This is a genomic window from Haloarcula sp. Atlit-7R (assembly GCF_003666065.1).
GTDB lineage: Archaea > Halobacteriota > Halobacteria > Halobacteriales > Haloarculaceae > Haloarcula > Haloarcula taiwanensis.
In genome coordinates, this window is the sequence record NZ_QXIK01000002.1 from 57,089 (window position 1) to 80,202 (window position 23,114).

The 23,114-nt window shown below is 64.8% G+C and carries 24 protein-coding genes; 10 read left to right on the top strand and 14 right to left on the bottom strand.

Annotated features, from left to right (window positions below; translation table 11 throughout):
- Positions 1-74: 74 nt before the first annotated feature.
- Complete coding sequence (locus D3D01_RS04255) at positions 75-929, top strand: ZIP family metal transporter (protein ID WP_101351057.1); 855 nt, start codon at positions 75-77, stop codon at positions 927-929.
- A 6-nt stretch (positions 930-935) separates the two neighbouring features.
- On the opposite strand, the gene D3D01_RS04260 is transcribed toward D3D01_RS04255, so the two are convergent.
- From D3D01_RS04260 to D3D01_RS04280, 5 genes are all read right to left on the bottom strand, one after another.
- A complete protein-coding gene (locus D3D01_RS04260) occupies positions 936-1,235 on the bottom strand; it encodes a CPCC family cysteine-rich protein (protein ID WP_101351056.1) in 300 nt (99 codons plus the stop codon).
- A gap of 68 nt (positions 1,236-1,303) precedes the next feature.
- Positions 1,304-1,588 (bottom strand): DUF6360 family protein, encoded by a 285-nt coding sequence (locus D3D01_RS04265; protein WP_058994208.1) that lies wholly within the window; start codon positions 1,586-1,588, stop codon positions 1,304-1,306.
- Positions 1,589-1,622: 34 nt separating this feature from the next.
- Positions 1,623-2,783 (bottom strand): nicotinate phosphoribosyltransferase, encoded by a 1,161-nt coding sequence (locus tag D3D01_RS04270; protein WP_121511363.1) that lies wholly within the window; start codon positions 2,781-2,783, stop codon positions 1,623-1,625.
- A gap of 52 nt (positions 2,784-2,835) precedes the next feature.
- On the bottom strand, positions 2,836-4,197 hold the full coding sequence (locus D3D01_RS04275; RefSeq protein ID WP_121511364.1) for an Hvo_1808 family surface protein: 1,362 nt from the start codon (positions 4,195-4,197) through the stop codon (positions 2,836-2,838).
- Complete coding sequence (locus D3D01_RS04280; RefSeq protein ID WP_121511365.1) at positions 4,190-5,647, bottom strand: Hvo_1808 family surface protein; 1,458 nt, start codon at positions 5,645-5,647, stop codon at positions 4,190-4,192. The genes D3D01_RS04275 and D3D01_RS04280 overlap by 8 nt, the downstream gene beginning before the upstream one ends.
- A 145-nt stretch (positions 5,648-5,792) precedes the next feature.
- On the opposite strand from D3D01_RS04280, the gene D3D01_RS04285 reads away from it, so the two are divergent.
- Both D3D01_RS04285 and D3D01_RS04290 read left to right on the top strand, forming a co-directional pair.
- A complete protein-coding gene (locus tag D3D01_RS04285; protein ID WP_121511366.1) occupies positions 5,793-6,365 on the top strand; it encodes a cysteine hydrolase family protein in 573 nt (190 codons plus the stop codon).
- 3 nt (positions 6,366-6,368) lie between these two features.
- Positions 6,369-6,851, top strand: a complete 483-nt coding sequence (locus D3D01_RS04290; RefSeq protein WP_101351051.1) for a DUF4385 family protein — start codon at positions 6,369-6,371, stop codon at positions 6,849-6,851.
- On the opposite strand, the gene D3D01_RS04295 is transcribed toward D3D01_RS04290, so the two are convergent.
- Complete coding sequence (locus D3D01_RS04295; protein WP_101351050.1) at positions 6,852-7,706, bottom strand: hypothetical protein; 855 nt, start codon at positions 7,704-7,706, stop codon at positions 6,852-6,854.
- Positions 7,707-7,933: 227 nt separating this feature from the next.
- On the opposite strand from D3D01_RS04295, the gene D3D01_RS04300 reads away from it, so the two are divergent.
- Both D3D01_RS04300 and D3D01_RS04305 read left to right on the top strand, forming a co-directional pair.
- Positions 7,934-8,617 (top strand): lipoate--protein ligase family protein, encoded by a 684-nt coding sequence (locus tag D3D01_RS04300; protein ID WP_121511367.1) that lies wholly within the window; start codon positions 7,934-7,936, stop codon positions 8,615-8,617.
- A 24-nt stretch (positions 8,618-8,641) separates the two neighbouring features.
- A complete protein-coding gene (locus D3D01_RS04305) occupies positions 8,642-9,973 on the top strand; it encodes a dihydroorotase (protein WP_121511368.1) in 1,332 nt (443 codons plus the stop codon).
- Here the strand turns inward: D3D01_RS04305 and D3D01_RS04310 are convergent.
- The 5 genes from D3D01_RS04310 to D3D01_RS04330 form a co-directional block, all read right to left on the bottom strand.
- Positions 9,965-10,330 (bottom strand): hypothetical protein, encoded by a 366-nt coding sequence (locus tag D3D01_RS04310; protein WP_121511369.1) that lies wholly within the window; start codon positions 10,328-10,330, stop codon positions 9,965-9,967. The two genes, D3D01_RS04305 and D3D01_RS04310, sit on opposite strands and share 9 nt — an antisense overlap.
- Positions 10,330-11,259: an ABC transporter permease gene (locus D3D01_RS04315; protein ID WP_101351046.1), complete on the bottom strand. Its 930-nt coding sequence runs from the start codon at positions 11,257-11,259 to the stop codon at positions 10,330-10,332. The genes D3D01_RS04310 and D3D01_RS04315 overlap by 1 nt, the downstream gene beginning before the upstream one ends.
- Positions 11,256-12,338, bottom strand: a complete 1,083-nt coding sequence (locus D3D01_RS04320; RefSeq protein WP_101351045.1) for an ABC transporter permease — start codon at positions 12,336-12,338, stop codon at positions 11,256-11,258. Before D3D01_RS04320 ends, D3D01_RS04315 begins: the two co-directional genes overlap by 4 nt.
- Before the next feature lie 20 nt (positions 12,339-12,358).
- On the bottom strand, positions 12,359-14,095 hold the full coding sequence (locus D3D01_RS04325) for an ABC transporter substrate-binding protein (RefSeq protein WP_101351044.1): 1,737 nt from the start codon (positions 14,093-14,095) through the stop codon (positions 12,359-12,361).
- Between the two features lie 97 nt (positions 14,096-14,192).
- Positions 14,193-16,865: an ABC transporter ATP-binding protein gene (locus D3D01_RS04330; protein ID WP_121511370.1), complete on the bottom strand. Its 2,673-nt coding sequence runs from the start codon at positions 16,863-16,865 to the stop codon at positions 14,193-14,195.
- 86 nt (positions 16,866-16,951) lie between these two features.
- On the opposite strand from D3D01_RS04330, the gene D3D01_RS04335 reads away from it, so the two are divergent.
- Positions 16,952-17,470, top strand: coding sequence for a hypothetical protein (locus D3D01_RS04335; protein ID WP_121511371.1), 519 nt, complete (start codon positions 16,952-16,954; stop codon positions 17,468-17,470).
- Between the two features lie 17 nt (positions 17,471-17,487).
- On the opposite strand, the gene D3D01_RS04340 is transcribed toward D3D01_RS04335, so the two are convergent.
- Positions 17,488-17,928 (bottom strand): hypothetical protein, encoded by a 441-nt coding sequence (locus D3D01_RS04340; RefSeq protein ID WP_121511372.1) that lies wholly within the window; start codon positions 17,926-17,928, stop codon positions 17,488-17,490.
- Between the two features lie 11 nt (positions 17,929-17,939).
- Complete coding sequence (locus tag D3D01_RS04345) at positions 17,940-18,671, bottom strand: DUF5806 family protein (protein ID WP_101351040.1); 732 nt, start codon at positions 18,669-18,671, stop codon at positions 17,940-17,942.
- Positions 18,672-18,794: 123 nt separating this feature from the next.
- On the opposite strand from D3D01_RS04345, the gene D3D01_RS04350 reads away from it, so the two are divergent.
- Complete coding sequence (locus tag D3D01_RS04350) at positions 18,795-19,166, top strand: universal stress protein (RefSeq protein ID WP_101351039.1); 372 nt, start codon at positions 18,795-18,797, stop codon at positions 19,164-19,166.
- The gene (locus tag D3D01_RS04355; RefSeq protein WP_101351038.1) at positions 19,163-19,684 is read left to right on the top strand and encodes a GNAT family N-acetyltransferase; all 522 of its coding nucleotides are present in this window, start codon (positions 19,163-19,165) and stop codon (positions 19,682-19,684) included. Before D3D01_RS04350 ends, D3D01_RS04355 begins: the two co-directional genes overlap by 4 nt.
- On the opposite strand, the gene D3D01_RS04360 is transcribed toward D3D01_RS04355, so the two are convergent.
- Positions 19,681-20,115, bottom strand: a complete 435-nt coding sequence (locus D3D01_RS04360) for a universal stress protein (RefSeq protein ID WP_101351037.1) — start codon at positions 20,113-20,115, stop codon at positions 19,681-19,683. The genes D3D01_RS04355 and D3D01_RS04360 overlap by 4 nt on opposite strands.
- A gap of 123 nt (positions 20,116-20,238) precedes the next feature.
- Between D3D01_RS04360 and D3D01_RS04365 the strand changes: the two genes are divergently transcribed.
- Both D3D01_RS04365 and D3D01_RS23635 read left to right on the top strand, forming a co-directional pair.
- The gene (locus D3D01_RS04365; RefSeq protein ID WP_101351036.1) at positions 20,239-20,703 is read left to right on the top strand and encodes a universal stress protein; all 465 of its coding nucleotides are present in this window, start codon (positions 20,239-20,241) and stop codon (positions 20,701-20,703) included.
- A gap of 96 nt (positions 20,704-20,799) precedes the next feature.
- The gene (locus D3D01_RS23635) at positions 20,800-23,109 is read left to right on the top strand and encodes a PAS domain S-box protein (RefSeq protein ID WP_158600436.1); all 2,310 of its coding nucleotides are present in this window, start codon (positions 20,800-20,802) and stop codon (positions 23,107-23,109) included.
- Positions 23,110-23,114: the final 5 nt, after the last annotated feature.

Sequence of the window (23,114 nt, forward strand, 5' to 3'; positions counted from 1 at the left end):
GTTTTCGAATTGGGCCAGCGCTCCCGCTCTAACGGTCGGTACACACAAGAGGGGGCGACGTGCACTACTGGACAATGCAATCCGGGTTTGTCGACCTGTTTGTCGACCTCGTCGGCACCGACCCGCTCATAAACGGCCTCGTCGGCGGGGTCATCATCGCGACGATGAACCTCTTCGGCGCGTCGCTCGTGCTGGTCTGGCGTGACCCCTCTGAGCGGGCGCTGGACACGGCGCTCGGGTTCGCCGCCGGCGTGATGCTGGCCGCTGCGTTCACGAGCCTCATCATCCCCGGCATCGAGCAGTACTCGGGCGGCAATCCGATTCCGACGCTCGTCGGCGTCGCGCTCGGAGCGCTGTTTCTGGATCGCGCGGACGGGCTCGTCCCGCACGCCCACTACCTGCTGACGGGAAGCCGCCGGTCGGACGCGGCCAACCCCACTCAGGACCTCTCGGTGGACGACTCGAAGCTGACCGGCGTCATTCTGTTCATCCTCGCGATCACGCTGCACAACATCCCCGAGGGCCTGGCCGTCGGCGTCGGCTTTGGTGCGGCCGCCGGCGACCCGCTCCGGATCGGGAGCGCGCTCTCGCTGATGCTTGCCATCGGCATCCAGAACATACCCGAGGGGCTGGCCGTCTCTGTCGCGGCAATCAACGCGGGGCTGGACCGCCGTCTCTATGCCGTCTTCTCAGGAATCCGCTCCGGTGCCGTGGAAATCCCGCTCGCCGTACTCGGCGCTGTCGCCGTCGTGACCGTCGAGCCACTGCTCCCCTACGCGATGGGCTTTGCGGCGGGCGCAATGTTGTTCGTGATTTCTGACGAGATAATCCCCGAGACGCACCAGCGCGGCTACGAGCGGGTCGCCACGCTCGGGCTGATGGCCGGCGTCATCGTCATGCTGTACTTGGACATCGCGCTCGCGGCCTGACCTACCTCACTCGTCGTAGGGCCAGTTCGGGTCGCGGTCGAGGTCCGTCGGCGTCTCGCAGTCCCCGGCTTCGTCGGGCGAACACGCCCCGTGTTCGCGGAAGTTCTCCCGCGCCTCGGTCAACGAGACGTGGTTCGTATCGCTGACGAACTCCGCGTCCCCGAACTGGATGGGGTCGTCGAGCCAGTGACACACCGGACACATCTCGTAGGACCCGGGCCGGCCCTCCGGGAGCGTCTGGTAGCCACAGCACGGGCAGTAGCCGAGCTCCCGTGCGGCTGGATTACCGGGCGTCTCGGTTGACATATTTCGTGGTATGTGTCTTCACACCATAGAATTATCGAACCGCGATGCATGACTATTGCCGTGACGGACTACTCCGACTGTGCGTCCTCGACTTTTTCGGCGTACTCCTCCAGTTCGGTGGCCAGTTCGCGGGCCTGGGCCGCCGACAGCGTCACCGAGTCAGCGTGGGGCTTCACCGCGTCGAGGTCGGTGTTGTCCATCTCCAGTTGGAGTTCGACGTGGTCCGGGTTCTTCCGCGGCGCGGTCACGTTCAGGACGGCCAGGGCCTCCTCCTCGAAGCCGTGGCCCTCTACCTCACCGTCGAGCAAGTCGAAGGTCGTGTACGCGTTGACCTTCATGATGCGGTCGACCATACGCCGCGTAGGCGGGCCGGCGACTTAACGCCCGTTACTCGTCCCCGACGCCCTCGTAGCCGACCCGCTCGGCGTCCGACGCCGCGCGCTCGATGGCAGAATCAAGATCGAACTCCCGGACGACTTCGCCGTCCCGAACCAGTGGCCTCATGAGCGACTCGGCCTCGGCCGGTCCCTCGCGGTCGGCCAGCCCGACGTGGTGGCCGCCCGATTCGGTCCGGTACACCGACTTCTTGCCGGTGAGCTTGCCCCGCTTTGCCGCCGGCTCGCCGTCCACCTCGACGATGTCCAGCGCGAAGTCCAGCGGGTCGGCGTTGGCGACGTAGCTCCCGACGCCGAAGCCGTCGGCCACGTCCCGGAGTTCCCGGAGCGTCGTCGGCGTCAGCCCCCCGGAGAGGAACAAGTCCACGTCCTCGTGGCCGTATGCGTCCAGCGTCCACCGGACCTCGCGGACGATGTGCCGGAAGTCACCGCGGCGGGACCCGGTGGTGTCCAGGCGGACGCCCGCGAGGTCGTCGATGGCCTCGGCCGCCCGCAGCGCCTCGTCGGCCTCGTCGCTGTAGGTGTCGGTCAGCGCGATGCGGGGCGTCTCCTCGGGGACTGCCTCGTCGAACGCTCGCCACGCCGCCTCCTGGTTGCCTCGGCCGAAGCAGATCATCAGCGCGTGGGGCATCGTCCCGCCGGCTTCGCGGCCGATGACCTCGCCGGCGGCGACGTTCGAGATGCCGTCGAGGCCACCCAGTAGCGCCGCCCGCTCGACCATCGCCCCTATCGAGGGGTGGACGTGGCGCGAGCCAAAGGATAGCACCGTCGACTCCGGCGCGGCGTGGCGCGCTTCTAACGCCCGCGTCGCGATGCCTGTTGGATGTGAGAGAAAACCGAGGAGCGCCGTCTCCAGCCGACAGAACTCCCGGTAGGACCCCTCGATTCGCATCACTGGACCGCCGTCGAACAGCTGTCCTTCGGGAAGCGCGTCAACGTCGACGCCCCGGCCTTCAAGCAGCTCGGTGGCGTCTTTCAGCCCAGCCAGCAGCTTCCACCGACCTGTCGCGAACTGGTTCGCCGTCACCTCGGCGACCACGTCCGGGTTCTTGCCCGCGTGCTCTAGCGCCTCCATCGTCCGGTCGAAGTAGGCGTCGGTCGCCCGCCCCTGGCGAATCGCCTCTGGTGAGACGATGTCGAACTCCTCGCTCATGGCACGGTGTTTTCAGTGTGGCGAAAAAAGCGGTCCGGTCGGCGACTTCCCTTCAGGACCCTGCTTGCTGGTGGATATCGTCGAGGTCGCCCACTGTCGGTCCGTTGACGATGCGGACGGTCTTGCCCGACCGGACCACGCGGAAGGCGTCGTTGAACTGGTCGTCTTCTGGGACGACGTAGACGTTACTGCGGGGCTGGCTGGCGTCGTGCTCCTCTGTCAACGCCGCCCGGTAGGCCTGTTCGAACTCCCTCGCGTCTTCCTCGGTATCCCAGCGGGTCTCCCAGACGTAGCCGTAGCCGCCCGAGCCGTTGCGGTAGGGCACGACGAGGTCACCGCCCCAGCCGGCCGAGATATCGCTCTCGTAGCTGTAGCGGTCGGCCTCCACCTGCCCGTTGTGGTACATCATCGCGTAAATCGAGGTCTCTCCAACCGTGTCGCCGACCGGGTCGTGGTCGAAGCGACTCCACTCGTCGGACGAACGGTCGGTGACACTGACGTTCACGGGCTTTTCGTCGGGGTACTTGTCCGGGTGGAGTACCTGCTCGGTGCTATCCGGGAAATCATCGTGCAGCTCGTCGACAGCGCCCCAACCGCCGTCCGAACGCATCTGATCGACGAACCGCGGCCCGGTGACGTAGGGCTGGTAAAGGACGGTGAACAGCCCCTCGTTGTAGCTCGGCTCCTGGCTCCCGCCGTCGCCGTCGTCGCTGCCGCCCCCGCTGTTCGTCCGGTCGGGGAGCGCGATGCAGCCCCAGCCGTCGCCACAGCGGCGCTCGTAGAGGATGCGGACGTAGTTAGCCTCGCCCTCTGTGACACCCTGTCGTGACAGCTGCGTGTCCTGCGTCTTTGCGGAGCCGTTCAGCCCAAAGTGCTGGTCCTGCAGGGCGTGGACCAGTTCGTGTGAGAGTGTCCGCCGGTCGATCTGTGGCGTCTCTGTCGGGCTGACGATGACAATCTCGTCCCGACTCGGCGAGTAGTAGCCTTGGACCGTCGTCGACAGCGTGTTGTCGATTTCCTCGCTGCTGCCCGAGTCCTCGCCGATGAGCAAGAGCGCCTCCCACACTTGGTCGTTCCAGGGGTCCTGTGGACGGCTGCTGCCGCCGCTGCCGTTGCCTCCAGAGCGATTCTGGTACTCGGCTCGGGAGATAACCGAAACCGGGACCGAGTCTTTGAACTCCAAGTCGCGGACCTGCTCGACGCGGGCCATTGTCCGGGCGACGACGGCCTCCCGCTCGCTCTCGTTTAGCCCGTCGCCGGTCGTCACCGACACCGGGTCGTCGTACCAGTACCCGTTCTCGTAGCCGATTGCGTCCTCACCGGTCGGCGTCTCGGGGTGGTCGCTGCCGCCGAAGGACGGGACCGTACAGCCCGCCAGGACGACCGCCAGCGCAATGAGCAGTTCCTTACGCATCGTGGACCTCGCTCAGTTCGTCGGCTGTCGGTGCGTTCGCGACGGTGACGGTCTGCCCGTCGACCCTGACCGAAACAGCGTCGGTGTAGGGGCTGTCTTCCGCTATTATCCAGTGCCCCTCTGCGGTTCGAGTGCCGCCCCAGTGAGCGATGACCGCCGTCCAAGCATCGGCGAACTCGCGAGCGTCGGCCTCGCTGGCCCAGGTTGTCTTCCAGACGTACGCCGTCTCGTCGCCGCTCTCGTAGACGTGCATCCGACCGCCCTGCCAGCCGTCGGTGGCGGGCAGGTCGTAGTTGTACGGGTCGTCACTGTCCAGCGACCCGTCCTCGTAGTTGATGACATCTCGCGTCCGGACGACGCTCGACTCGTTGTAGTCATCGGCGATGGTGTACGCCATCGACCCCGCGATAGCTGACGGGCCGACGACGGCGTAGTCGGGACGGTTGCGGTCAGTCGAGGGTCTGACCCGCTCCCAGTCGCCGCTGGACTGGTCCGCAAGCGAGACTGACTCGGGTTCCCACTCGGGGTAGCGCCCGGGGTAGGTCACTTCGGCGGCCCCGTCGGGATAGTCGTCGTAGGCGTCGTTGACGGCGCTCCAACCGCCGCGTTCTCGAAGGTCGCCGACCAGTCCGGGCCCGTCGCTGTAGGGGAAATACTGCATGAAGTTGATGCCGAAGTGGCGAGCACCGCCGCCACCGCCGCTCTGGGCAGGCCTGTCGATACAGCGCCATGCCTCGCCACAGCGGTCGGTGTAGGTCTGGGTGACGGCGACGGCGTCGCCTTCGACCACGCCGTTCCGACCCTGCACCTGATCCCGCGTCCGCGCGTCACTTCCGAGGCCAAAGTGCTGGTCCTGCAGCGCATGGACGAGTTCGTGGGCCAGCGTGCCCCGGCTAATCGTCGGCGTTTCGGAGTCGCTGACGATGACGATTTCACCGCGCTGGCTGCTGTAGTAGCCCAGCACGCTCTCCCCGCGATTGCTGTTCTGGACGGCGATGGAATCGCGGTCCTCGCCGATGAAAAACAGCGCCTCGAACTTCGCGTTGTCGAACCGGCGCAGCGAATCGCCGACCTCGCCGCCGCCCGTGTTGTTGCGGTACTCAGCCCGTGAGACGACGGAGACCGGGACTGTCTCTTTGAACTCTAGCCCGCGAAGCCGCTCGACGCGGGCCATCGTCCGGGCGACGACGGCGTCCCGCTCCGTCTTGTTCAGTCCGTCCTCGGTCGTTACCGACAGCGATTCGTTGTACCAGTAGCCGTTCTCGTAGCCCAGCCGGTCCGTCGCAGGCGCTGCCGGAGCGGAGCCGTTGTTCCCGTAGTCGGTCGCGGGTTCGCTCGGCGTCAGATCGACGGTGCTCGACTCCGCCTCTGGCGACGCGGTGGGTGCCTGACACCCCGCAAGTAACAGCACAACGGCACAGAGAACGACGAGGGCGAAAGGGCGGCGCATCTACTTCCACGGTAGGTTACCACAGTGAAAAGTCACACGCTCACTGTGGACACATTCGTCCGGCAGAACGAATTTGTGCGTCTGTTTGCGCGTCTGAACTACCGTCGGAGTAACTTTCGTAGTCTCGCCCCGCCAAAGCTCCCGTATGGAACTCGACCCAGCACAGACCGCCCTGGTCGTCGTCGATATGCAGAACGGCTTCTGCCACCCCGATGGAAGCCTCTACGCACCGGACAGCGAAGCGGCCATCGAGTCCTGCACCGAACTCGTCGACCGTGCCCGTGACGCTGGCGCGAAGATTGTGTTCACCCGCGACGTGCATCCGCCCGACCAGTTCGAAGACACCCACTACTACGACGAGTTCGACCGGTGGGGCGAACACGTCGTCGAAGGTTCTTGGGAGACTGAACTCGTCGAGGACCTCGACCCGCAGGACGAGGATCTGGTCGTCGTCAAGCACACCTACGACGCCTTCTACCAGACGGAACTCGAAGGCTGGCTCGACGCCCACGGGGTCAAGGACCTGGCTATCTGTGGCACGCTCGCGAACGTCTGTGTGCTCCACACCGCTTCCAGTGCCGGCCTGCGCGACTACCGCCCGGTCCTCGTCGAGGACGCCGTCGGCTACATCGAGGAGGAGCACCGCGAGTACGCACTGGACCACGCCGAGTGGCTGTTCGGTGAACTGACTGACCGTGACGACCTCACGTTCGCCTGACCGATGGGCGAGGACCCGGTCCACGGCGACGTCGGCGAGGTCGATGACGGTCCCGAGTACGACCTGAATTTCCGCAACCACCCAGAGCACTACCGACACACGGCCGATGAGCAGGGCGCATTCAAAATCGAACCGTACAAGAGCGAACTGCTTCCCGACTGGACAGTCGCCGACCTCGACGGGGCGACGACGGCCGCCGAATCTATCCACGACCGCTACCGTGAGTACCGCGACAATGGAGAGTTCGTCGGGATGGACATGGCTCGCAAGTACCTCCAGATGGGGTGGACGCGGGCGATGCGCTACGCAAAATATCCGGGCGGGCAGAAATACGTGGACGGCGAGCAACGCGAACCGCAGGAGTGGTACGACCCGGAGAAACGCGAGATAGCGCTGGCGTACAAGGAGCACCTCGATGCGGTCCGCGAGGACCCGGCTTACGAACAGGCGAGGCAGGCCCACGCCGAGCGCTACGGGGAGTCGTAGCTACGCGGCGTCGTCGCCAGTCGTGTCCCGTTCGATACTCACCCGCACCTCGTCGCCGACGGCGAGGTCGACCTCCTCGCCGACGAGCTTCGCGCCGAAACGCTCGCGGCCACAGAACAGCGCGATACCTGTTATTGGGTCGCCGTTTGCCAGTACGGTCAGGTCGTCCCACGCGACCGTGCGGCCGTCGGCTGTCCCGACACCCGCTCCGGCGATAGCGGCGGCCGTTGTCCCGTCACTGGACAGCAATCCCCCGCCCGAGTAGTGTGGCAAGCCGCCGTCGAGGACGCCTGAATTGTCGCCGTCGATATCGTTAGCGATGCCAGCGAAGGAGTCACCGGGTGCTGGATGGACCGGCTCGTCGAGTCGGACCCACGTTTCGCCGCCGGCGACGACGGTCCCGGTCCCGTCCCACGACAGCGGCGTCACGTCCACTGCCACGTCGACCGGCAGCGACCCCGACGCCCGGTAGGGGTTCGTGCCGGGGTCACGGAAGCCGAGATGGATGTGGTTCGGGACCCACGGGGCGAAAAAGCCCGCCCGGACCAGTTCTCCGAGGTCGTCGCCGACGGTAACCGTCTCACCGGGTTCGACGGCCGGGTCGACGTGCAGTAACCGCGCTACAGTATCGCCAGTATCAATCACGATGAGGTGGTCGTGCTCGGCGGCGTAGGCCTTCGGTGGGGCCTGAACCGTCTTCGTATCGACGACCTCGCCGGCGACCGGCGACGGCGCGCGCTCGCCGTCGGGGTAGAGGTCGATGGCACACCCCTCGTCGTGGGCGTCGAACGGCGAGTTGTACAGGGAGAACCGGTAGTACTGGAAGAGCACGTCTCGCGATATCGTGACGACCATCGGCGGCGATTAGGCGTGTACCGGTATGGCTCTGTCGTCCAAGCGTTCAAGACGGATGACGTGACCACTGGTTCGTGTGCGCTGACGACCACCGCGGCGGGGGCAGCGGGTGTGCGACACGTCCCGCCGCGACGGCCACGTGTCGCCTGTTCGCTCTCTGCCGTCGAGAGAGACTTGTCTGCTGAACTGGCGGACGTTTTAATCCCGAGGGTCCGTACAGTCTGCCTATGCGTCTGCTACGGGGCCGCACTGCCGACCCCGAAACCGACTTCGAGCGGACCCGTGAGATGGCTGAGACGGTCGCCGAAGACCGCGAACCAGCCCTGCGAGCCTGGCGACCGCACAGACAGGTCGCGTTCGGCCGCCGTGACGCGAACAGCGACGGCTACGACCGAGCGTGCCGGGCTGCCCGCGACCAGGGGTACACCGTCATCGAGCGCGCTGTGGGGGGCCGCGCCGTCGCATACACCGGATCGACCGTTTCGTTCTCTCTCGCCGTCCCGACCGAGGACCCGCGAGGGACGATCGACGACCGCTACGAGTGGACCAAAGCCGCTGTAAAACGTGCCCTCGATGACTGCGGTATCACCGCTCGGACCGGGGAACCAGACGCCGCGTTCTGTCCGGGGAGCCACTCGCTTCAGGCTGACGGCAAAATAACTGGACTCGCCCAGCGCGTCCGCCAGTCTGTCGCCGTTGTCGGCGGCATCGTCGTCGTTCGGGACCACGAGGCCATCGCAGGGGTGCTGGCCCCAGTCTACGAGGCACTCGATGTCCGGTTCGACACACAGAGCGTCGGGAGTGTCGCTGATGCTGGAGGCACCGACGACCCTGACCGAGTCATCGCGGCGCTGGAGCAGTCGCTGGCTGACGGCCGCGAGGTGTCGGTGAGCGCTATCCGAGAGACTTAGGGGTGCGCCCGGCCGACAGGGCGTATGCTCATTCGTAACGCGACGCTGCCGGACGGCCGCCAACGCGACGTTCGGGTGCGTGGCGAGTCAATCGTCGAAGTCGGCCGCGATCTCGCCGCGTCCGACGAGCACGTCATCGAAGCGACCGGCAAGCGGCTGTTTCCGGGAATGATCGACGCCCACGTCCACTTCCGCCAGCCCGGCTACCCGCACAAGGAGACGTGGGAGAGCGGGTCGCGGGCCGCGGCAGCCGGCGGCGTCACAACCGTTGTCGACCAGCCAAACACCGACCCGCCGACTATCGACGGCGAGTCGTTTGACCAGAAAGCCGAGTTCGCTGCTGACTCTATCGTCGACTGGGGTATCAACGGCGGCGTTACGGCCGACTGGATTCCGAACGTCCTCCTGCGCCGTCGCCTGTTCGCACTCGGCGAGGTGTTTCTCGCGGATTCGACCGGCGACATGGGTATCGAGGCCGACCTCTTTGCCGATGCGCTGAACGCTGCCACCGACAACGACGTACCGGTCACGGTCCACGCCGAGTACGCCGACTACTTTAACGACGATGCCAAGGCCCGCGATGACGCCGACGCATGGAGCGCGTTCCGGACTGCAAAGGCCGAAGAGAAAGCCGTCGAGCGGGCCTGTGCAGTCGCGAAAGAGCACGACGCGACGATACACATCGCCCACACGTCCACGCCGGAGGGCGTCGACATCGCCAGCGAAGCCGGGATGACGACCGAGGTAACGCCACACCATTTGCTGCTTTCCCGGCGTGACCTCTCTGAGCTGGGGACCTTCGGGCGGATGAATCCGCCCCTGCGCCGCGAGAAGCGCCGACAGAAACTCTACGAGCGCGTCGTCGACGGCACCGTCGATATGATTGCGACGGACCACGCCCCACACACTCGCGAGGAGAAAGACGCCAGCATCTGGGACGCGCCGTCGGGCGTCCCTGGCGTCGAGACGGTCCTCCCGCTCCTACTGGCCGAAGCCCGTGACCCGGACAGCGGGCTCACCTACGAGCGCGTTCGCGACCTCACCGCACGCAATCCTGCCGACGTGTTCGATATCCAACAGAAGGGGGCCATCGAAGCCGGAAAGGACGCCGACCTCGTGCTCGTTGACACGACCGAAACGAGCGATATCAGCGGTGAGACGCTCCACTCGAAATGTGGCTGGACGCCGTTTGAGGGCTACGATGCGGTGTTCCCTGAATGGACGATGGTCCGGGGTACAGTTGTCTACGAGCGCGGCGACGCGCTGGACGCTGCCGACACAACAGCCCAGGAAGATGTGTTCTACGATCATCAGGGCGAGAACGTCCGGGGCGCGGACAGCGAACGACTAGAATAACGCCGCGACGACCGACGTCCCGACCATTATCCCGCCGCCACCGCCACAGAGTCGTGCCATCGCCCGCCGCGAATCGCGCTCGGTCCAGTTGCTCCGTGTGTCCATGTGTTCCTGCATAGCTTCGATGCCGCGGCCGGCGAGTATCGACCCTGACCAGCCCAGCAGGCCAAAGCCGAACACCAGTGCGCCGAGAGCGAACACCGTCGCTTCACTCGACCGTGCATCACCGGTGTACAGCGTCCAGCCCGCCATGCCGAGGCTGCCAAGCAGGAAGCCGACGCCCAGCCCACTCCCAACCAGTCGCGCCCGGGCCGCGACGTACTGCCGGAGCCGCGGTGGGTCACCGCGCTGGGCCATCAGTCGACCGCTTCGCGCATCCGTGGATCGAGTGCGTCGCGCATTCCGTCACCGAGCAAGTTGAACCCTAGCACGGTGATAGCGAGGAACAGCCCCGGGAAGAAGGAGAGCCACCACTCCCCTGTCAGGAGGCCGTTCTCGACACCACGGGATAGCATCAGGCCCCACGACGGCGTCCCTGCCTGCGCACCGAACCCGAGGAACGACAGCGCCGCGAGGTCGATGATGGCGAGTCCGAAGTTCAGCGTGGACTGGACGGTAATCGGCGCGAGCGTATTCGGCAGGATGTGCCGGACGAGAACCCGCGGATCGGTCGCGCCAAGCGCGACCGTGGCGTCGACGTACTCGTCTTCGAGCACTTTGAGCGCGGCCCCACGGACGACCCGGGCGAACCGCGGCGTGTACACCAGCACGAGCGCCACCACGGCCCGCCAGAGACCGAGGTCCCGCGGGAAGATGGCGACCAGCGCAAGCGCGAGCAACAGCGGCGGGAACGCCAACAACACGTCCATCGTCCGCATGATGACGTTATCGGTCACGTCGCCGTAGTACGCCGCGATAATCCCCAGACCGACGCCCACGGTTGTCGAAGTCCCGACTGTGATCGTCCCGAACTTCAGGGCCAGCCACGCACCGTACAGGCTCCGCTTGTAGATGTCACGAGCCGCCGCGTCCGTGCCGAACAGCTGCTGGTTCGCGGGCGCTGGACCGAGCCAGCCGGGCGGCGCGCGGTCGGCAATCTCGGTGCCCAACTGCGAGCTCGTGAGCGCGCCGAAGTCGTATGTCACGCGGGCGTAGATGGCGACGGCCGCCATGCTGAGGATAATCGTCAGCCCGACGACGGCGAGGCGGTTCGTCAGCAGGTCGGCGAGGAACGGAGACGCTCGCAGGCGTCCCAGCGTGCCCCGTGTCTCGGTGTCCGTACTCATTGTTGAATCCGTGGGTCGAGGTAACTGTAGGTGACGTCGACGAGGAGGTTCACGAGCGTGAACAGCAGGGCAAAGGTGAGCACTGTGCCCTGAACCACCGGGTAGTCAGAGACGCCGATGGCGGTGACGATGGTCAGCCCCATCCCGTTGATACCGAACACGGTCTCGGTCAGGACTGCCCCGCCCAGCAGCGTGCCGAACTGGATACCGATGACGGTGACGACCGGAATCAACGCGTTCCGGAAGCCGTGTTTCATCAGCGTGATCTTCGCGCCCTGCCCTTTCGCCCGCGCGGTCCGGATGTAGTCCTGCCGGATGACTTCGAGCATCGAGGAGCGCATCATCCGGGAGATGAGCGCCGTCGAGTAGACGCCGATGACCACTGCCGGCAGGAACAGGTGATGGATCGCCGAGAGGAACGCTTCGGTGTTCCCGAGCAGAATCGTGTCGACGGTTATCATCCCAGTCAGGGGCAGTTCACGGCCCAGCAGCGTCCAGGTATCGGGGAGGAATAGCGTCGATTTGATACGGCCGCTGGTCGGAAACACGTCGAGATAGGTCGAGAACAGTAGGATGAGCAGCGGTCCGGACCAGAATATCGGCACGGAGATGCCGGTCAGCGCACCGATTCGGGTGACGTGGTCCGTCAGCGAATCCTGCTTGACTGCCGAGATAATGCCCAGTGGCAGACCGAGCAGGATGCCTGCCGCCTGGCCGTATATCGCGAGCTCGAGCGTGATTGGGAGCCGGTCTGCGATGACCGAACGAACGCTGTTCCCGCGACTGATGCTGTAGGACTGGCCGAAGTCGAACCGCGCCGCGTCCCACAGGAAGCTCAGGTACTGCTCCCAGAGCGGCCGTCGAAGTCCCAGCTCAACACGTATCTGTTCTAGCTGTTCGGCCGACGCTCGCTGGCCGGCGATGACGATAGCCGGGTCGCCCGGGGCCAGGTGGAGAATCGCGAAGACGACCGACGCCACGCCGAACAGCACAGGGATGAGCAACAGCAACCGCTTGATGACGAACCGTGGCGGTACCACCGGCTCGATCAGCCTGAAAAGAAACTGTGTCCAGTTCATTCGAAAGTTCTCTTGAAGCGCTACTGCAGCTCGACCGTGTTAAGATACGGGCCACCGACGGAGCTGACCGTGTAAGAATCTTCGACGACAGCCTCGTTGACCGCCCGGAGCGTCTCTGCGTAGTCGATGAACACCCATGGTGACTCGTCGTAGGCGATCTGTGCGGCCTCCTCGTACATCGTCTCGCGGTCGCCTTCGGCGTAGGTCCGCTGGGCCTCGCGGACGAGCTCCATGTAGTCGGTGTTGGCCCACCCGGAGACGTTGAGCGTCGAGTACCCCTCGGTGTCGAAGCTGACCCAGTCCTGGCCGTCGGGGACGGCGTCCATCTCGACTTTCGGGTCAAGCAGGACGTACATGAAGTTGTCCGGGTCGGCGTTGTCGGTGTACCAGCCGAGGAAGCAGGCGTCGTGTTTCCCGGCGGAGGTGTAGTCCAGGTACGGTCCGAAGTTGGAGAACTGGTTGATGTTGACCGTCAGGCCGATGTCCTCCAGGTCGGATTTCACCTGGTTTGCGGTCTGGACCGGGCTGGGGTTGTATCCTCGGGGATTCGAGAACGTCGCGAGTTCGAACTCGAAGCCGTCACCGTAGCCCGCCTCTTCAAGCAGTGACCGGGCCTGGTCTTTGTCCGTCGAATACGGGTCGAGGTCGTCGTTGTGCCCGAGCACGTCGGGTGGTAGTGGCTGGGAGGCCTGCGTTGCAAAGCCCTGATAGATCTGGTTGACGATGGCCTCGGTGTTGACGGCGTGGGCGATGGCCTGGCGGACCTGCCGGTCCCGGAACGGCTCGAACCGGGCCATGTTCATCGCCATGTAGCCGTGGTTGATGCCGTTCTTCCGCAACAGCGTCGCCGTCCCGCTCTCCTCTGCGCGCTGGAACCCGGAGGAGTCGAGGTTGTCCGTGATGTGTGAGGCCCCGTTGATGACGTCCTGTACCCGCGTGCTGTTTTCGGTGATTGTCTTGAAAATGACCGTCCCGACGTTCGGACCGTCGCCCCAATAATCGCCGTTGGCTGTCAGTCGGATGCGCTCGTTCGGATTATCGAGCGTGTCGAACTGGAAGGGGCCGGTCCCCGCAGGTTCGGCTCCGAGGTCAGCCTGACTGTCGCCCATCGCTTCGATCTGGGCCTTCGAGAGGACGGCCGCGGCGAACATCGCCAGGTTCCGCAGGAACGGGGCGTACCGTTGCGTGAGTTCGATCGTCAGTTCGTAGTCCTGGCTCGCGTCGACGCTCTCGATCCAGTCGCCCAGCGTGAACGGGCCGTACCCCGACCGCGTCTCGTCGCCGAGGTAGTACTGGTAGTCGCTCTGGGTGAACCGCTGCCAGGTCGCCTTGAAGTCCGACGCGGTGAACTCCTCGCCGTTGTGGAACATCACACCCTCTCGGAGCGTCAGCGTCGCGGTGGTTCCCTCGAGAGAGTAGTCGGTTGCGAGCCCATCTTCTAGCTGGCCGCCGCTTCCGGCCGCAAACTGGATGAGCGTATCGAATATCTGGTTTGTGACTTTCGCGACTTCACCGCTAGTCGTCTGCTGTGGGTCGTAGTTCTCCGGGTGGTCGCCACGGGCATACACGAGCGTCTGGTCGCTGCCCCCGTCGCCGCCGTCGCCACCATCGCTTCCAGTGCCGTCGCCACCGTCTCCACCTTCGGTTCCGCCACCATCGCCGCCGTCGCCGGAACAACCTGCGAGCGTTGCGGCCGCCGCGGCACTGCCGGCCGCGGTAAGGAAGCTCCGTCTGTCCAGAGAATCACCGGATGACATGGGACTTTGTTCAAACAGATCTATTATAATTGTACCGGATAGAACAATGATTCTGTTATATATCTCCTGAGAGTTATGTGCAGCTAAGTAATATTACTCAGGCGCTGTCGCCGTCTTCCTGTTCGTAAAGGTGACAGGCTGCTGGGTGGGCGTCCGGCTGGAGTTCGGGATGTTTCGTCTCACAGACGCTCTCGAATCTATCGCGTAGCACCGACGCGGCGGCGTCCCAGTCTCCGTCCGCGAGATGCTCGATCGACGTTTCGACGACGCGACGATTCTCTCCGGTCAGGCTCGTTTCGAAGAACCGGTCGACCATTGTCTGTTTGAACGCTGCCACCGGCACCTGTTCTGTACCGTTTGGCGCTTCAGCGAGGTCCGCGCCACCGTCCGTCGCCGCTGTGGCGCTGTCGGCTTTGCCGGCCTGCTCCCGAACCGCATCGATGGCGATGGCCTCGTCCTCAACCCGCTGCCGGTAGTCCATTACCTCGCGGTAGGTCTCCTGTTCGATATCGATATCTGGCGGGATGACCTCGGGACAGCGAGTTCGGAAGTGACAGCCCGACGGCGGGTCAATCGGCGACGGGACATCGCCTTTCAGCAGTATTCGGTCGGCCTCGACGGTCGGGTCCGGCTCCGGGATCGCCGACATGAGCGCCCGCGTGTAGGGGTGTTTCGGGTCCGCGAACAGGTCCGGCGTGTTGGCGATTTCGACGACCTCGCCGAGATACATCACGGCGACGCGGTCACAGATGTGGCGCACCACACTGAGGTCGTGGGCGATGAACAGGTACGTCAGGCCGAACTCATGCTGGAGGTCTTCAAGGAGATTGATTATCTGGGCCTGCACGCTCACATCCAGCGCCGAAACGGGTTCGTCACAGACGATGAAATCGGGGTCGACGGCGAGCGCGCGAGCGATGCCGACTCGCTGGCGCTGCCCGCCCGACAGTTCGTGTGGATAGCGGTCGTACTGGTCTGGGTCGAGCCCCACTGCCTCCATGAGGTCGGCCACCCGTTCGACACGCTGCTCGCGGCGGGAGCCGTCCCCGGTGTCTGCCGGGAGGTCGTGGATTTTCAGCGGCTCCATAATCGTCTGGCCAACGGTCATCCGCGGGTCGAGGCTCGACATCGGGTCTTGGAAGATCATCTGCAGGTCCCGACGGACTTCCCGCAGACCGCCCTTGTCGAGCTCCGAAAGGTCTTGTCCGGCGAAAACAACCGTTCCGTCTGTCGGCTCGAGAAGCCGGAGGATGGTCCGGCCGGTCGTCGATTTCCCACAGCCGGACTCGCCGACGAGTCCCAGCGTCTCGCCCTCGTAGATGTCCATCGAAACGCCGTCAACGGCTTTGACTGACTCCGGTTCGTTGCCGATGTACTTGTCCAGCAGGTCGTCGGCCCGCGAGAAGTGTTTTTTCAGCCCGTCGACCTCCATGAGCTGTCTGTCCGTTCGCGTCGTCTCCGTCGCGGCAACACCGGCGTCTCCGGTGCCGTATTCGTCCGTATCGAACGATTCGAGGATACATTTCGAGCGGTGGGTGACGTCGTCCGGCCCGTGCTGGAGATATGGAATTTCGCCCTCACGACACTCCGGCTGAGCCCACGGACACCGGTCGGCGAAGTGGCACCCTTCGGGCATGTCGATGAGGCTGGGGACGTTCCCCTCAATCGGAGTCAGCCGGTCTGTCCCCTCGCCGGGTATCGATTCGAGTAACGTGTACGTGTACGGGTGTGACGGGTTCTGGAAGATCTCCTCGACCGGTCCCTCTTCGACGATCTCGCCGGCGTACATCACGGCGACACGGTCGCAGGTCTCCGCGACGACGCCGAGGTCGTGTGTGATGAACAACACCGACATCCCGAGGTCCGCCTGCAGGTCGTCGATGAGGTCCAGAATCTGGGCCTGAATGGTCACGTCGAGCGCCGTCGTCGGCTCATCGGCGACTAGCAGCTTCGGTCGGCACGCCAGCGCGATAGCGATGAGCACGCGCTGGCGCATCCCGCCGGAGAACTCGTGGGGGTACTCGTCGACGCGGTCGGCCGGTTCCGGGATACCGACCTCTTCCAGCAGTGAGATGACATCCGAACGGATCTCCTCGTCCATTTCGCCGCTCCGGCTGATCGAGGGCGTGATTTCACGGACGGCGTTGAACCACGAGTCGTTTCGCTTGTTCCCGTAACGGTGGAGGCGAAGGCTCTCCGCGACCTGTTCGCCGACTGTTATCGCGGGGTTCAGCGATGTCATCGGGTCCTGGAATATCATTCCCATATCGCCGCCACGGATGTCCCGCATCACCCGCTCCGGGGCTGCCGTCAGATCGACGTAGCCGTCGGTAATCGTGACGGGCGCGTCGCCGCTCTCCGAGAGAGCTTTCTTCGGGGCTTCCCGGATGAACTGTGTGGCGAGTGTCCTGTCGTCGGCTGTCGTCTCAACCGATTCGGGGAGACGACTCCGGTCGACCGTCGCCGCGTCGATAGTGATGAAACCGCTGTCGCTGTCCTCTGTCCGTACGGCTTTGGGATACTGCCGGGACAGCCGCGTGACGGTCTCAACTGCGCCGAACCGGATCTCCCCACCGGCGATGTGACCGGGGTCATCGACGATATCCATCGCTGATAGCGCTGTGACGGATTTCCCCGATCCGGACTCGCCGACCAGACCGACGGTTTCCCCCTCCCTGACGGTGAGGTCGATGCCGTCGACGGCTTTGACGGTGCCGCGGTCCGTCTCGAACTGGGTTCGGAGGTCACATAACGTTAAGAGGTCGCGCATCTGTCCCCCACTTCTCAAAATACCAGTAAAACTGTTGTGCCACTATCCCACCAACAATTTATCCCGGCCGCCGCCACACTCGACGTATGAACGACCCTGCCGACCCCGAATCTAACCCCTTCGGCCGTGTCGTCGGTCACTGGGAGCAGGTCATCGACGACATGGCGGCGACGACAACACAGTACCGCGACGACGGCCGCGAGGCTATCGAACTCCACCCTGGCGACGTGACCGTGCTGACCGGTGAACCGCGGACAATGGCCGAACAAACCGGCGAGTACGAGCCAGAGACCCGGCGACTCGGCTTCGATGTCGTGGTTTCCGGCGACGAATTCCGGCGGGTCGCCGACGCGCTCGAAGACCGCACCGTCGACCGCTCCGAGGTGTTCCGGGCGACCGGCGACGGGATGGTGTTCCTGCTCGTCGCGCTGGAATGTGGCGACGACCTCGCCGTGCTCGTGCCGCTGTACTACGACCAGACCGACCGCGCGGACCTCTCGCAGGTCGCCGACGACCACGGACTGTACTCACATATCCGCCCGCTTACCGACGACGAGGTGGTCACCGTCAGCCACGAGGACCCCGAGCCGTTTTTCCCAGGCTGAACCCCGTCCGAGAGCGGTCACCGACTGCGCGACGGCGACCCCTCTCGGACTCGGGTCAGCCGGTACGCCGGCACGTCGAAGACGATGCCATAGAGCAGTCGGTTGCCGATGACACCGACACCGAAGCCCGAGAGGACGGCCGAGAGTACGAGCGTTATCGGCGACCCGGAAAGCGTTACGAGGCCGGCGACAGCCCCGGCAAGCACGATGAACGACGCCAGTGCAGCGACCTCCGGGTAGACACCCGGGACCGCGTCGTGTTCGACGACCGCCATCGCGATTCCCGTCAGGAGTCCGAACCCGACAACCACCGCCAGTACATCGACCAGCGCTGTCCCTGCCTCCGCATAGCCAAGCACCGCGCCGCCGATGCCGATGGCCAGGTCCGTCCGTAGCACTTTCTGTGTCGCTTCGTGGGCCGACATCGACGGCTGTGCATCGGGGTCGATGTCGTCCATCTCAGCCCTGCCTACTCGTCGACCTGGAACTCATTTCCACACTCCGGACAACACACCTCGTCGTGTCGCAGCGCCGCCGACTGCTCGCGGACTTCCCGCATCACCGAGGAAATCCGGTCTTCAGCCTCCATCTCGTCCTCGACGGCGAGGTCGACGCCCTCAACTTCGAGGAGGAACTTCGCGACCTCGGTCGCCTCGTACATCACGTCGTCGAGGTCCTCAGCGGTGAAGAAGTCACACATCGCACCGTAGAGGAACGTCGCCCCGGCCTTCCGGACCTTGTCCTCGAAGGCCGCGCGGGCCTGATTGACAGCCTGTGGGGTGTACGTGTCCGTCATGAACGGGACGAGTTCGGGGAGGTTCTCTCCGATCTTCGTCATCTCGACGCCCGTTTCGGTCCGGAAATCGGCACAGAGACGGGCGATAGCCCACTCGCGGGCGGTGATGTACGTCCGGTCCCGGAGAAAGTCGTTTGCGCGGTCGTAGGTCCCGCCCTCAATTTTCTTGAATCGGTCGTACTTCTGTACGTCCGATGGGATGTCACCGGCTTCCGACACCGGCGTCTCGCTGCCTTGATCGGACGGGTCTGACTCTTCAGTGGCCGACTCGGTGGGGCTGCTTCCCGTGGTGTCGCCATCGTCGGCCCCGTCGTCCGCGGCCGCCGCCTCGCCCGGCTGGTGGCCGGCCGAGCCATCGTCTGCCGCCTCGACATCCGTCTCGTCCGGCGGTGCGCCCTCAGTCATAGCCGAGCATGCGTGCCCGCGGCGAAAAAGGGTATCGCCGTATCGCCGCCGTCCCGCTGTCGTTGTCTTCTTCCAACAGTTCAGCCGGGTGGCTTTTTTACCGCTCCCATACATGGCCCGAGTATGAAAATACTGCTCGGTGTCGGGGGCAGCGACCTGTCCTACCAGGCACTGACCGAAACACTCGAACGCGTCGCCGAAACAGGTGACGAGCTGACTGTCGCTGTCTTCGAAAACGAAGACAACGACGCCGATATCGAGGCGGTCCAGCAGCGGATACAGGAGCACATCGACGAAAGCGGGCTCGAACCGGCGCTTCGACGCGTCGAAGGCACTTCTCCTGGAAGTGAGCTGGTGAACATCGCCGAGAGCGAGGGGTTCGATAGAATCGTCCTCGGTGGCGGCGGTCGCTCGCCGCTCGGGAAGATACAGCTCGGCCCCATCGTCGAGTTCGTCCTCCTGAACGCACAGACGCCGGTGACTCTCATCCGATGACTCGCACGTACCCAGACGAATCCGCCGAAGCGTTCCCACAGCCACCGCGGACGCTCACCGACCGTGAGGACCGTTCCATCGACGTCATCCCTGCCGACGACGCCGACACGCAGAGTCTCGTCGAGATGTATCTCGACTTCGACCCCGCCGACCGGGCGCAGGGTATCCCGCCGGTCAAAGAGGAAGCTATCCGCGAGTGGCTCGAAACGATTCTCGACGGCGACTGTGTCAACGTCGTCGCCAAACACGATGACACTGTTGCCGGCCACGCGACGCTGGTCCCGGACAACGAGGACGAGCACGAACTCGCTATCTTCGTGTTACAGAGCTACCAGGGCGCTGGTATCGGAACGGCACTGGTCGAGACGCTGCTGGGGTACGGCCAGGCCGAAGGTATCGACCACGTCTGGCTCACCGTCGAGCGGTGGAACGACCCGGCGATATCGCTGTACGAGAAGGTCGGGTTCGAGATCAGTAGCGCCGAGAGCTTCGAGATAGAGATGGCGATCCGGCTTTAAACTGTAAGGACCGGCTGGCTGGCGTACTCGATGACGTAGGTCGCCGCGCGCCCGACGGCCTCTTCGCTTCCCTCCTCGCGCGGGACGACGATGAAATCCGCGTTGACGTCCTCTGCCACGTCGAGGACGACACTGCCCGGTGTTTGCATCAGTCGCGTCTCCGAGAACGCGGTCGCGGACGACGTTTCGAACGCACCGTCGTGGGCGTCGCGGAACCGCTCTCGGATGCTCTCAGTGAACGCTCGATGCTCCTCGGCGATCGCGGTCGCGCTCACGTTGCCGCTGTCGATATCCCGGTGGAGCCGTTCGTCGATGACGAACAGCAGGTGGAGATCGGCGTCATACCGCTCCGCGACGGCGATCGCGTACTCGGCCGCTCGTTCCGACTGGTCGCTGCCGTCGACCGGCGCGAGTACGAGGTCGATGTCCATCACTCGCCACTGTGACCCCGGCCGGCAAAAATCCACCGAGGTTCGCGCCACCCCGCAGTGGCATCCGGAGCGTCCCTCGCCGTGACCAACAGTGTATTTAGTCGCGGCTTCGATGCGTGGTGTATGTTCGATACGGTGGTCATCGCCACGGACGGCTCCGGCAGCGCAGAGCGGGCCGTCGAAGCGGCGCTGGACCTGGCGGCGCGCTTCGACGCAACTGTCCACGGGCTGTACGTCGTCGACACCGGCGAGGTTGAGACGACTCCCGAAGAGGTTCGCGAGGCGCTGGAGCGCGCGCTGGCGACCACTGGCGGCCGCGCCCTCTCGTTTATTCTGGAGGCCGCTGACGCCGAGGCAGACGAGGAGCTCGTCACTGCCGTCCGTGAGGGCGACCCGGCCGACGAAATCTCCAAGTACGCGGTGGAACACGACGCAGATGTCATCGTCAGCGGGACCCGCGGCCGCCACGGTGAACACGGGTACCTGCTGGGGAGCGTCGCCGAAGAACTCGTGCGGGAGGCCCCGATGCCGGTGCTGACGGTCCGTCAGCTCGAAGGCGAGCCGAATCCCGAGCGAACCGAGGTCTGACGCGCTGCTCGAAGCGCCACGGCATAGGCCACACCGTCCGATCGACAGAATATTTGACAGTAAGGTTATTGTTATCTGCCGCGTATAAATGCTGAGATGCATCGGCAAGTCCGCGTACTCCACGTCGACGACGACCCGGAGTTCGCTGAGGTAGCCGCCACGTTTCTGGAACGCGTGGGCGACGGCTTCAGTGTCGAGACGGCGGCGAACGTGAGCGAGGGGCTCGCGCGTCTCGCCGAGGCGTCGTTCGACTGTGTGGTTTCGGACTACGATATGCCTGAGACGAACGGTATCGAGTTTCTGGAGGCCGTCCGGGCGGAGTATCCGGACCTGCCGTTCGTTCTATTCACCGGGAAGGGAAGCGAGGAGGTCGCCAGCGAGGCTGTCTCCAAGGGTGTCAGCGATTACCTCCAGAAGGGACGCGGCACCGAGCGGTACACCTTGCTCGCGAACCGAATCCAGAACCTCGTCGCGCAACACCGCGCGGAGGCGGGGCTGGAGTCACGTATCGAACAGCAGTCGGTCCTGGCGGCGTTGGGAGAGTCTGCCCTCTCCGGCTGTGGGCTACAGACGCTGTTCGAGGAGACAGTGGCACTCGTGTCGGACGCCCTCGGCACGGAGTACTCCAAGGTGCTCGAATACCGCTCCGACAGCGACGACTTCCTGTTGCAGGCCGGCGTCGGTTGGCAGGACGGACTGGTCGGGAACGCGGCCGTCGGGGCCGACGAGGAGTCCCAGGCCGGGCATACGCTTCAGGTCGGCGGCCCGGTCGTCGTCGAGGACCTGCGCACAGAAGATCGCTTCCGCGGCCCGCCGCTGTTACTGGACCACGGCGTCGTGAGCGGTATCAGCGTCGTCATTGGCGAGACCGACGACCCGTGGGGCGTCTTCGGCACTCACTCGACCGACCAGATCACGTTCACCGACGACGACGTGACGTTCGTCCAGAACGTCGCCAACCTGCTGGGGAACGCTATCCAGCGCCAGCGGTCCGAGCAGCGCCGACGCGAGAGCGAGCGCCGGTTCCGCGAGATAGCGGAGGTCAGCCCCGACACGATATTCCGTCTGGACACCGACGGCGTATTCACCTACGTCTCCCCGGTCATCGAATCGCTTCTCGGCTACGCCCCCGAGGACCTCGTCGACACTCCATTCCGGACATACGTTCCGGACGAGAGCATGGAAACGGCGTTCGACGGATTCTCCCGGGTCGCGGCCGGCGAGACCGTCCGCGAATTCGAACTGCGTCTTATCGACGCCGACGGGGACTTGGTCGATGTCGAGGTCAGCGCCAGCCCGGTCACACACGACGGATCAGTTCGGTTCGTACAGGGACTTGTGCGGGACGTAACCGAGCGGACGAAACGCGAGCGCCGCCTCCAGCGACTCAAAGCGCAGTACGAGACGCTTATCGAGAACCTCCCCGAGATGGGTGTGTTCCTCTTTGACCGCGACTGCCGGTACACCGTTGCCGGCGGCGGTGAACTCTCGTCTGTCGGCCTCACGTCGAACGACTTCGAGGGGGCGACGCCGCACGACCTGTTCCCGGAGTCGATTGCCGACGAACTTGAACACTACTACGGCGAGGCGCTCGACGGTCACTCCCACAGCTTCGAACAGCAGTATCAGGACAAGCACTATCGGATTCGCACAGTCCCGGTTCGGGACGACGACGGGGCTGTCATCTCCGGACTGGCGGTGTCGGAAGATGTCACGGAGCGGCGAGAACGCCAGCAGGCGCTCGAACGCCAGAACGAACGCCTCCGGGAGTTCGCTGGCGTTGTCAGCCACGACCTCCGGAACCCGCTCAACGTCGCGCAGGGACAGCTCAAGCTGGCCCGGACAGAGTGTGACAGCGACCACCTCGACAACGTCGCCGCGGCAATCGAGCGGAGCAACAGGCTCATCGACGACCTGCTGACACTTGCCAGCAGCGGGGACGAGGTCACCGAGACGGAGTCGCTGGACCTCCGAGCAATCGCCGAAGGCTGCTGGCAGAACGTCCCGACAGGCGATGCGACGCTGCTTCCCCGGACGGAGCAGACGGTCGTGGCGGACAGAGGGCGGCTCGAACAGCTCCTCGAAAACCTCGTTCGGAACGCCGTCGAACACGCTCGCCCCCAGTCGGCTATGTCGTCGGACGACGTAGCCGGGCACGCAAACGACCTGACGGTGACCGTGGGTTCGCTTGCGGGCGGGTTCTACGTCGAAGACACCGGCCCCGGAATACCGCCAGAGGAGCGCGACGAGGTTTTCGAGGCGGGCCACTCGACTGCCGTAGACGGAACTGGGTTCGGGCTTCGCATCGTTGAGCAGATTGCTGACGCCCACGGGTGGACGGTCACCGTGACCGACAGCGAGTCCGGCGGCGCACGGTTCGAATTTCGCGGTATCGAGACGGCGTGACTGAC

Excerpts from the sequence above, each read along its gene's own strand:
- D3D01_RS04300 (WP_121511367.1), top strand. The coding sequence starts at position 7,934 with ATGCGTCTGCTACGGGGCCGCACTGCCGACCCCGAAACCGACTTCGAG.
- D3D01_RS04275 (WP_121511364.1), bottom strand. The coding sequence starts at position 4,197 with ATGCGTAAGGAACTGCTCATTGCGCTGGCGGTCGTCCTGGCGGGCTGT.
- D3D01_RS04330 (WP_121511370.1), bottom strand. The coding sequence starts at position 16,865 with ATGCGCGACCTCTTAACGTTATGTGACCTCCGAACCCAGTTCGAGACG.
- D3D01_RS04365 (WP_101351036.1), top strand. The coding sequence starts at position 20,239 with ATGTTCGATACGGTGGTCATCGCCACGGACGGCTCCGGCAGCGCAGAG.
- D3D01_RS04305 (WP_121511368.1), top strand. The coding sequence starts at position 8,642 with ATGCTCATTCGTAACGCGACGCTGCCGGACGGCCGCCAACGCGACGTT.
- D3D01_RS04265 (WP_058994208.1), bottom strand. The coding sequence starts at position 1,588 with ATGGTCGACCGCATCATGAAGGTCAACGCGTACACGACCTTCGACTTG.
- D3D01_RS04270 (WP_121511363.1), bottom strand. The coding sequence starts at position 2,783 with ATGAGCGAGGAGTTCGACATCGTCTCACCAGAGGCGATTCGCCAGGGG.
- D3D01_RS04360 (WP_101351037.1), bottom strand. The coding sequence starts at position 20,115 with ATGGACATCGACCTCGTACTCGCGCCGGTCGACGGCAGCGACCAGTCG.
- D3D01_RS04295 (WP_101351050.1), bottom strand. The coding sequence starts at position 7,706 with ATGGTCGTCACGATATCGCGAGACGTGCTCTTCCAGTACTACCGGTTC.
- D3D01_RS04315 (WP_101351046.1), bottom strand. The coding sequence starts at position 11,259 with ATGAGTACGGACACCGAGACACGGGGCACGCTGGGACGCCTGCGAGCG.
- D3D01_RS04285 (WP_121511366.1), top strand. The coding sequence starts at position 5,793 with ATGGAACTCGACCCAGCACAGACCGCCCTGGTCGTCGTCGATATGCAG.
- D3D01_RS04325 (WP_101351044.1), bottom strand. The coding sequence starts at position 14,095 with ATGTCATCCGGTGATTCTCTGGACAGACGGAGCTTCCTTACCGCGGCC.
- D3D01_RS04335 (WP_121511371.1), top strand. The coding sequence starts at position 16,952 with ATGAACGACCCTGCCGACCCCGAATCTAACCCCTTCGGCCGTGTCGTC.
- D3D01_RS04320 (WP_101351045.1), bottom strand. The coding sequence starts at position 12,338 with ATGAACTGGACACAGTTTCTTTTCAGGCTGATCGAGCCGGTGGTACCG.
- D3D01_RS04340 (WP_121511372.1), bottom strand. The coding sequence starts at position 17,928 with ATGGACGACATCGACCCCGATGCACAGCCGTCGATGTCGGCCCACGAA.
- D3D01_RS04345 (WP_101351040.1), bottom strand. The coding sequence starts at position 18,671 with ATGACTGAGGGCGCACCGCCGGACGAGACGGATGTCGAGGCGGCAGAC.
- D3D01_RS04355 (WP_101351038.1), top strand. The coding sequence starts at position 19,163 with ATGACTCGCACGTACCCAGACGAATCCGCCGAAGCGTTCCCACAGCCA.
- D3D01_RS04255 (WP_101351057.1), top strand. The coding sequence starts at position 75 with ATGCAATCCGGGTTTGTCGACCTGTTTGTCGACCTCGTCGGCACCGAC.
- D3D01_RS04260 (WP_101351056.1), bottom strand. The coding sequence starts at position 1,235 with ATGTCAACCGAGACGCCCGGTAATCCAGCCGCACGGGAGCTCGGCTAC.
- D3D01_RS04310 (WP_121511369.1), bottom strand. The coding sequence starts at position 10,330 with ATGGCCCAGCGCGGTGACCCACCGCGGCTCCGGCAGTACGTCGCGGCC.
- D3D01_RS04350 (WP_101351039.1), top strand. The coding sequence starts at position 18,795 with ATGAAAATACTGCTCGGTGTCGGGGGCAGCGACCTGTCCTACCAGGCA.
- D3D01_RS04290 (WP_101351051.1), top strand. The coding sequence starts at position 6,369 with ATGGGCGAGGACCCGGTCCACGGCGACGTCGGCGAGGTCGATGACGGT.
- D3D01_RS23635 (WP_158600436.1), top strand. The coding sequence starts at position 20,800 with ATGCATCGGCAAGTCCGCGTACTCCACGTCGACGACGACCCGGAGTTC.
- D3D01_RS04280 (WP_121511365.1), bottom strand. The coding sequence starts at position 5,647 with ATGCGCCGCCCTTTCGCCCTCGTCGTTCTCTGTGCCGTTGTGCTGTTA.